The sequence below is a fragment of the Nonomuraea sp. NPDC050202 genome, from assembly GCF_040656115.1.
Classification (GTDB): Bacteria; Actinomycetota; Actinomycetes; order Streptosporangiales; family Streptosporangiaceae; genus Nonomuraea.
This window is the reverse complement of sequence record NZ_JBFALF010000096.1, coordinates 1-7,163: the sequence shown is the minus strand read 5'-3', so window position 1 is coordinate 7,163 and position 7,163 is coordinate 1. Positions and strand designations below refer to the sequence as shown.

Below are 7,163 nucleotides of genomic sequence, written 5' to 3'. Positions count from 1 at the left end.
ACCGTGGCACACTTCGGCGCCCTGCACGCCGCGGTGGCCAACGCCGGCTTCATCCCCGCCGACCACCCGCGCACCATCGCCGACGGCGACCCGGACCTGTGGGCACCCATGGTCCTCACCAACGTCCTCGGCCCCGCCCTGCTGGCCAACGCCGCCCTGCCCCACCTCCAGACCACCGGCGGGCGGCTGGTGCTCATCGGCAGCGTCGCCGGCCTGAAGAACAGCCCCGCCAACCTCTACTCCGCCACCAAATGGGCCGTCACCGGCATGGCCGAGAACCTGCGGATGTACGCCACCAGCCGCGGCATCGGCGTCACCCTCGTCAACCCCGGCATGACCGACACCGCCTTCTGGCAAGGCGGCGTCCCGCCCTTCGCCCTGTCCCCCGCCCCCGTCGCCGAGGCCATCTGCTTCGCCCTCAGCCAGCCAGCCGACGTCGACCTCAACACCCTGACCATCCGACCGATCGGCCAGCCCGCCTGAGCCAGACCTGACACCCGGTGGCGTCGCAGCCAGTCGCAAGCCGTGGCGTTCCTACGGGAAACGAGACAGCCATCCCGGCAGGCGGCCAAAGATCTCCTGGTCGAGTCCGCCTGTGAGACGTGCGGGGTCCCCCCTCGTGAGGGATGAGCTTCGGGCTTGCGCGAACACCGAGCACATCATCAGGCCGGGACGCCACCATGCCCGCACCGACCTCGGCAACGAGTTCGACGCCACCGACATCGTCTCCGCCCACGGCGAGGAAAGGATTGCCCAGGTCCGCGAACTGACCGGCGGGCACGGCACGCACGTGGTCCTGGAGGCCGTCGGCACCATGCCCGCCTACAGCTGCCGCCGCACCCGGAGCACCGGCCAACATGCCTGACGCGCCAGACAAGATCATATAGCTCTGACCTGCGAGAAGACGCTAATGACCAAAGATAACGATCGCGGTCGCGGGTGCGGTACAGGGTGTCGGCATCGCGCTGCCGGCAAGGACACCGCCGGTCCAAGTGTGAGCAACACATGGACAAACGCTGCACTCGCCGGAGGAGCTCTGCTTGGTGTGCGAGATTACCTGCACCTGGCCATCGCGATCCTTGAGAATGCGGCGCAACACAATGTCAGCTAAGACACCGAGTAATGACACCGAGCAGAGACGGACGCAAAGTAATGTCAGTGGATCCGAAGAGATCATGACGGTCCAGGGACGCCTCCGGTGCGCTGTCGGCGTTCCTTCTCCGCGGTGGTGAGGGTCCGCCCGCGATGGCGGCTGTGAAAATCGCTGTCCGATTGCCGGAACGCAGTGATAGAGATGCAGGGTGACAATGACACTCGAGTTCCCCGTTCTGCTGCGACTGATCGAGGAACGGTCGACTGCCTTCCGCGCCGCGGTCGCCTCCGCGCCCAGCCTCGACGTACAGGTGCCGACCTGCCCCGAGTGGACGCTGTTCGATCTGGCGCAGCACATCGGCGAGGGGCGCCGCGACTGGGCCGCCACCGTCGCCGCAGGGCCTGCTCCGGCCAAGTCCGCAGCGGAGGGCGCCCCGGCTGCGCCTCGGGAGCGCGAGGCCCTGCTGACCTGGTTGGCGGAGTCCACGGAGCAACTGGTGGACGCATTGCGGAAGGCCGGCCCGGATCGCGGTTGCTGGACGTGGTGGGGGACCTCGCAGTCGCCGCAGACCTCCGGTGCCGTAGCTCGGCACCAGCTCCAGCAGATGGCGGTGCACACGTACGACGCCCAGATCACCATAGGTTCCCCGCAGCCGCTGCCGGCCGAGGTGGCACTCGACGGTGTCGACGAGTTCCTGTCCACCTGCGTCGCAACGACGAGTGCCTGGCCGCACAAGCCCGCTGCCGTCGACTTCCACGCCTCCGAGGGCCGCTCTTGGCGCCTCTCGCTCTCCGCCGACGGCGCACGGACCACCCGTCTCCCCGGGCCCGGCACCATGCTGGCCACCGCTGCCGGCCAGGACCCGGACGCGGCCCACGCCTCCGCCCGGGGCACGGCTGGCGAACTGGTCCTCATCCTGTACGACCGTATCCCGTTCGACTCCCTGAAGCTCGACGGCGACCGACGTCTCTTCGAGCAGCTCAGCGCCTGGGACCCGGATGAGTAGGACGTGACGATGCGCCACCTCGTACGCCCCGGGGCATACCTCCCGCCAACGCCGACTGGGTGGCGTGAAGCTGCAGCGGCCCAGGACGTTGAGGTTCTTGTGCTTGAGCGGGGACAGCCGGGCCACGTCCTCGTCGCGGATCTCATGACCCCCCCGCGCGAAGCTGGACGACGGCGGGGCCGAGTCCGAGCTGGGTGAAGAAGTGGTCCAACGCGGTGAGGTGGGCGTTGACGGTAAGGTCCGACCCGGGAGTCGTAGGCGCGGCGGGTGTCGTCGTCCGGCGGGGCCCGCTTCAGAGCTGCGGCGTAGGCGGTGTGGATCGTGGTGAACGCCTCGGGTACCGCTTGGTGCTGCCTCCCTACATCGCCCTCGCAATATCAGAAGTTGATTCGCCGGGCTGAGCGGCGTCCAGGACCGCGATATCAGAAGCTCTGCTGGGAGGGCGGCGTCGGCGCGTTGATCGGGCCCAAAGTCCTGAGGCCACGCTCAGGCCAAGTCCGTTCGGGTGGTCGGCCAAGATACGACGGAAACCGGTAGCCAGTGATCTTGAGTTGAACTTGCCGCAGGTGAGGTGCTGGGGCGGATCGGCGTCGGCTGCCCGACCAGGGACAGCGCTGCGTAAACGCAGCCGGAGGCCCGGTCTTGTGTCACCGTTCGCAGTGGACTTCTTCGCGTACCCGCTTAGAGTCGGTCAACGGCGCACCCCATAGCGCAGGTGAAGCACCCGGTTGCCCTGAATCACCACGTCAGGATCCTCCAACAGGTGCTGCGCGTCGACCACCCGAAGTAGCGCTTGCCGCTCTCGTCCAACGGGACGTCACTGCTGGACAACCAGTCGAACAGCGGTCCGGGCTGGTCATTGTCGTCCGTGACGAAGCCGTCCACCGACACCGAGCTGTACATGACCACCATTGCCCACGGGGCCCTCCTCTGCTCTGGGGTGGCCCCAAATCAGCGTGTCGTGAGCTGTCGCTCTTGTAGGAAATCAATCAGCCGGCAGCGGCCAGCCGTTCAGCACGTGGCCGGGATGTTCGCGCAGGAACCGCCGCCGGACTTCGACGTACCGGGTCGGCGTGAGCCCGGTGAACGCCCGGAACTCGTGGCCGAAGTGGGCCTGGTCGAAGTAGCCTGCGCCACCGGCGAGGTCGCCCCAGTCGATCGGTCCGGCGGGGTTGATCGCGAACACGGTGGCGGTGAAGCGGTAGGTGCGGGCCAGCCGCTTCGGCGTGACGCCGATGAGCTCCTTGAACCGCTGCGCCAGATGAGTGCTGCTGACACCGGCTGTCTCGCTCAGGTCGCCGATCGCCACCGCCCCGCTGGTCGCCGCGATGACGCTGCTCGTGTGGCGGACCAGCCCCAAGCCGGCGGTCTCGCACAGCCGTCGCATCAGCTCCTCCTCGAGCAGCGTCAGCATCTCGTGCGGTCCGTCCGCCGTGGCCAGCCGCTCTCGCAGCTCGGCAACGGCGGGCCGGCCCCAAACCTGCTCCACCGTCACCGGCCGGTCACACAGCTCGGCCGCGGGCATCGGCAGGAACGGCGCCAGCCCCCACGGCTTGACGTGCGCGCCGACCGACCGGGTCTCCGGCGGATAGCCGAACTCGAAGGCGCGGGTGGGCATGGTGACCACGCAGCCGTCGGCGTACTCGGCCGTCTCGATGTCGGTGCCCGCGCGGATGCGGAACGGCGCCCCGAGGTTGACGATGAGCAACGCGGACGGCGACGGCGGCAGCGTCAACCGGGCGTACGGCGGCGCGCCCTCCAGGTAGTAAAGGTCGTCGATCAGCCCGTCCAGCGGCGGTCGCGGCACTCTGGACACGTACTCCACGCCCACAGTATCGCCGACGGACCCGGCCGGCATCGAGCGCCGGGATGATCCAGCCGCGCTGCCGCCGGAACGGGCGAGCGTCCGGCATTACGCAGTCGGCAGGTCGCGAGCACTTCGAACGGGCAACCGCCCACATAGACGACGTTCCGCCGGGACAGTACGCCGACTGGACCCCGAGTAGCGATCGCCGAGGGGCTGCGCTCCACCGGGGCGCGGCGACCCCGGGAAGCCGACGCTCTCTTGGCAGCGCTGTTCACGAAGTTCTGCGAACGCGGCGACTTCAAGGCCTTGGGGCTGGTACTGCCGGCGTATCTCGCAGATCTCGGGACAGAGGACGACCGAGTACGGCTCGCTACGGCCTTGCACATGGTTCATGCCGCCCATTGGCTGCCGGAAGACGAACAAGACACCCTCAGCGAGGCCATCAGTTCGTTGACCAGCGTGGTCACGGTCACCTGATCGGCCCCGGCCGCGACAAGCCGTCAGCCGGCCCAGTGCTGCAGCCCGGACGAGGTGGCCCCTGACACCTGCGTCAACGACGAAGGCCATGGGTCTGGCGACAGCATGAGCAACGCAATCAAGATCGCCAAGCGGGCTCTCCGGCTCGTGCGATCGTGGCGCGGCCGCGTCGAGCACCCGGCGGACCGAAGAGTCGCACTGTCCGTGAATGACGCCGGGGGTGCTTGACCTTGACGCCCGTGTCAACGAGTAGCCTCGCTGGCTGCCACGGATGTGAAACCGGCGAGGGACCCTGCGACAAGCCGCTTCACCGGCATCGGGATCCAGGCCGGCGACCGGGAAAGGTGTGCTCTGCCCTCGTGACTCGTCTGACTCATGAGCAGTACCGCGATGCGGTCGAAGCCGTGGACACGCGCTTCGTCGAATTGGTGGCGGGCGCCGACGCGGACACGCCGCTGCCCACCGCTGGTGAACGAACTGGTCGAGGCCGCCGACGACAAGGTCCTTGCCAAGACCGTCGCTCGTTACGGACGTGTCGACCTGCTCTGCATCGACGAACTCGGCTACATGGAACTCGACCGGCACGGCGCCGAACTCCTCTTCCAGGTCCTCACCGAACGCGAAGAGAAGAACAGCGTCGCCATCGCCAGCAACGAGTCATTCTCCGGCTGGACCCGCACCTTCACCGACCCGCGCCTTTGCACCGCGATCGTCGACCGCCTCACCTTCGCCGGCAACATCATCGAGACCGGCACCGACTCCTATCGCCTCGCCCAAACCCGAGCCCGCGCAGAACAAGCCGCCGCCAGCTGAGCGTGAGCCGTCGGCAAACACGAAAGATGCTCTACTCCTCGACGAACGGTTCGTCGCTCCACCGGAACCAAGCTCGATCGTCCTGGACATGAAGCAGGAACTCAGGCACTGGCCCGTGGGGCGCCACCAACTGGACTGCGCTGGTGATCTGTCCATGGACCGCCTCCCACGCCTCGTAGTCCTCGTCGATGTGATCAAGGAGCGCCAGCTCCTGCGAGAACAGCGGCTCGAACTCACCAAACGCCGGCCCTGCCACGAACCGGCCGTTCAACCAGGGCTGATCGGCATCCTCGATGGTGATCGTGCCGACCAGCTCACCACGCCGGACAAGCCGCCAAACATCGCCCTCGAATCCCATGATGACTCTCTCCACACCAGTACCGCAACCCGAGTGATCCACCCTATGGATCACCACCGACAAGGAACCCAGCACCAGCGGCCCAGCGATCGCACAGACTCAACAGTTCGGAGTCTCGCCAACACCCAGAGCAAGGAGAGCCACGCCCCGCTGCGGGGGCGTGGCTCTCCTTTTCACCAACACAACCGACGCCGACGATCACTCACCGGCTCTCGAACTGAGCGACATCTGGCTCTCGCCCCCACCTTCATAGCCACATGACAGATCCCCGAACTGCGTTGACTGGTTCTGTGACCCGGTCACGGTGCACCAGAACAGGCTGCTGATGGAGCCGGTGACACGGATGGTGGCCACGCCGCCGGCTTGGGCCACGATCTGCCGTCCAGGATCGACAGCGTGCCGAACGCGTCGCCGTGGGCAAGCGCGCTGCAGCCGCTCCTGACCACCTGGGCCACATCGGCGCCCATCGGCGTCAGATCGCCGGTGCCGCGCACGATGTCGCTGTAGAGCGGGTTCTTGAGTGCCGCCTGGGTCTGCTCCTCAGGCATACCGGCAGCGATCAGCAGGCTGGTCAGTCGTTGCAGCCGATGTTCCTGGGGGTGTGCGGCGGGCTGCTGGATGAGCGCGGTGGCGGGAGCGTCGGCGGCTGAACCGGTCAGAATCCCGGCCCGGCATCGAGGCCGAGGCCGGGCCGGCCAAGGCCCCCAGGACAGGGCTGGTATTTTTATACCGGCACCATGCTAGGGTTCCGGTATAAAAATACCGTTATCCTGTGACGTGAGGTATTCGTGATCGAGCTCAAGACGCCTGCCGAGATCCAGCGCATGCACGTGGCCGGGCGATTCGTCGCCGAGGTGCTCTCCGAGGTAGGCCGCATCGCCGACGTGGGGGTCAACCTCCTGGACCTGGAACGCCACGTACGTGACATGATCAAACAGCGCGGTGCGGAGTCATGCTACTGGGACTACTCACCGTCGTTCGGACGCGGGCCGTTCCGCAACGTCATCTGCCTGTCGGTCAACGACGCCGTCCTGCACGGCCTCCCCCACGACTACACGCTGCGCGACGGCGACGTCCTCAGCGCGGACCTCGCGGTCGGCATCGACGGCTGGGTGGCCGACTCGGCGCGTACGGTCGTCGTCGGGACCGCCGCCGAGGAGGACCTGCGGATCATCCGTGCGACCGAGGAGGCGCTGGAGGCGGCGATCGAGGTGGCCCGTCCGGGCAACCGCGTGGGCGACCTCTCGGCGGCCATCTGGACGGTGGCCCGCGACTACGGTTACCCGGTCAACACCGAGTTCGGCGGCCACGGCATCGGCCGCACCATGCACGAGGGCCCGCACGTGTCCAACAAGGGCCGGGCGGGGCGCGGCCTGACGCTCCGCCCGGGCCTGACCCTCGCGCTCGAACCCTGGTTCGCCCGCACCACCGACCGGATCGTCTACGACCCCGACGGGTGGACCATCCGGTCGGCGGACGGCTCGCGTACGGCGCACTCCGAGCACACGGTGGCCATCACCGAGGACGCCCCCTTGGTGCTCACCCGGCGCGAAGGGGAGGTCCCGCCGTCGGTGGCCGCCTCCACCGGCCGGCCGGTGGAGGCGGCCAC

The 7,163-nt window shown here is 67.8% G+C and carries 9 protein-coding genes and 1 pseudogene; 6 read left to right on the top strand and 4 right to left on the bottom strand.

Annotated elements, in window-relative coordinates:
- From AB0I79_RS62940 to AB0I79_RS62930, 3 genes are all read left to right on the top strand, one after another.
- A partial coding sequence (locus AB0I79_RS62940; RefSeq protein ID WP_357896200.1) for an SDR family NAD(P)-dependent oxidoreductase occupies positions 1–483 on the top strand: 483 nt, incomplete at its 5' end.
- 136 nt (positions 484–619) lie between these two features.
- Positions 620–865, top strand: coding sequence for a hypothetical protein (locus AB0I79_RS62935; protein ID WP_357896197.1), 246 nt, complete (start codon positions 620–622; stop codon positions 863–865).
- A 442-nt stretch (positions 866–1,307) separates the two neighbouring features.
- Entirely contained in the window at positions 1,308–2,099 is a 792-nt protein-coding gene (locus AB0I79_RS62930) for a maleylpyruvate isomerase family mycothiol-dependent enzyme (RefSeq protein ID WP_357896203.1), read from the top strand.
- Positions 2,100–2,837: 738 nt separating this feature from the next.
- Here AB0I79_RS62930 and AB0I79_RS62925 read toward each other — a convergent pair.
- On the bottom strand, positions 2,838–3,011 hold the full coding sequence (locus AB0I79_RS62925) for a hypothetical protein (protein WP_357896194.1): 174 nt from the start codon (positions 3,009–3,011) through the stop codon (positions 2,838–2,840).
- Between the two features lie 73 nt (positions 3,012–3,084).
- The gene (locus AB0I79_RS62920; protein WP_357896191.1) at positions 3,085–3,924 is read right to left on the bottom strand and encodes a helix-turn-helix domain-containing protein; all 840 of its coding nucleotides are present in this window, start codon (positions 3,922–3,924) and stop codon (positions 3,085–3,087) included.
- Between the two features lie 240 nt (positions 3,925–4,164).
- Here AB0I79_RS62920 and AB0I79_RS62915 point away from each other — a divergent pair, with 240 nt between their 5' ends.
- Together AB0I79_RS62915 and AB0I79_RS62910 are read left to right on the top strand one after the other, a co-directional pair.
- Entirely contained in the window at positions 4,165–4,383 is a 219-nt protein-coding gene (locus tag AB0I79_RS62915; RefSeq protein WP_357896188.1) for a hypothetical protein, read from the top strand.
- A 465-nt stretch (positions 4,384–4,848) separates the two neighbouring features.
- Positions 4,849–5,196 (top strand): annotated as a pseudogene (locus AB0I79_RS62910) (ATP-binding protein); the annotation flags it as partial.
- A 31-nt stretch (positions 5,197–5,227) separates the two neighbouring features.
- Here the strand turns inward: AB0I79_RS62910 and AB0I79_RS62905 are convergent.
- Both AB0I79_RS62905 and AB0I79_RS62900 read right to left on the bottom strand, forming a co-directional pair.
- Positions 5,228–5,554, bottom strand: a complete 327-nt coding sequence (locus AB0I79_RS62905) for a hypothetical protein (RefSeq protein WP_357896185.1) — start codon at positions 5,552–5,554, stop codon at positions 5,228–5,230.
- Between the two features lie 299 nt (positions 5,555–5,853).
- Entirely contained in the window at positions 5,854–6,102 is a 249-nt protein-coding gene (locus tag AB0I79_RS62900; RefSeq protein WP_357896182.1) for a hypothetical protein, read from the bottom strand.
- A 240-nt stretch (positions 6,103–6,342) separates the two neighbouring features.
- On the opposite strand from AB0I79_RS62900, the gene map reads away from it, so the two are divergent.
- Positions 6,343–7,163 (top strand): type I methionyl aminopeptidase (gene map, locus AB0I79_RS62895; RefSeq protein WP_357896179.1); only part of this gene is annotated, 821 nt, incomplete at its 3' end.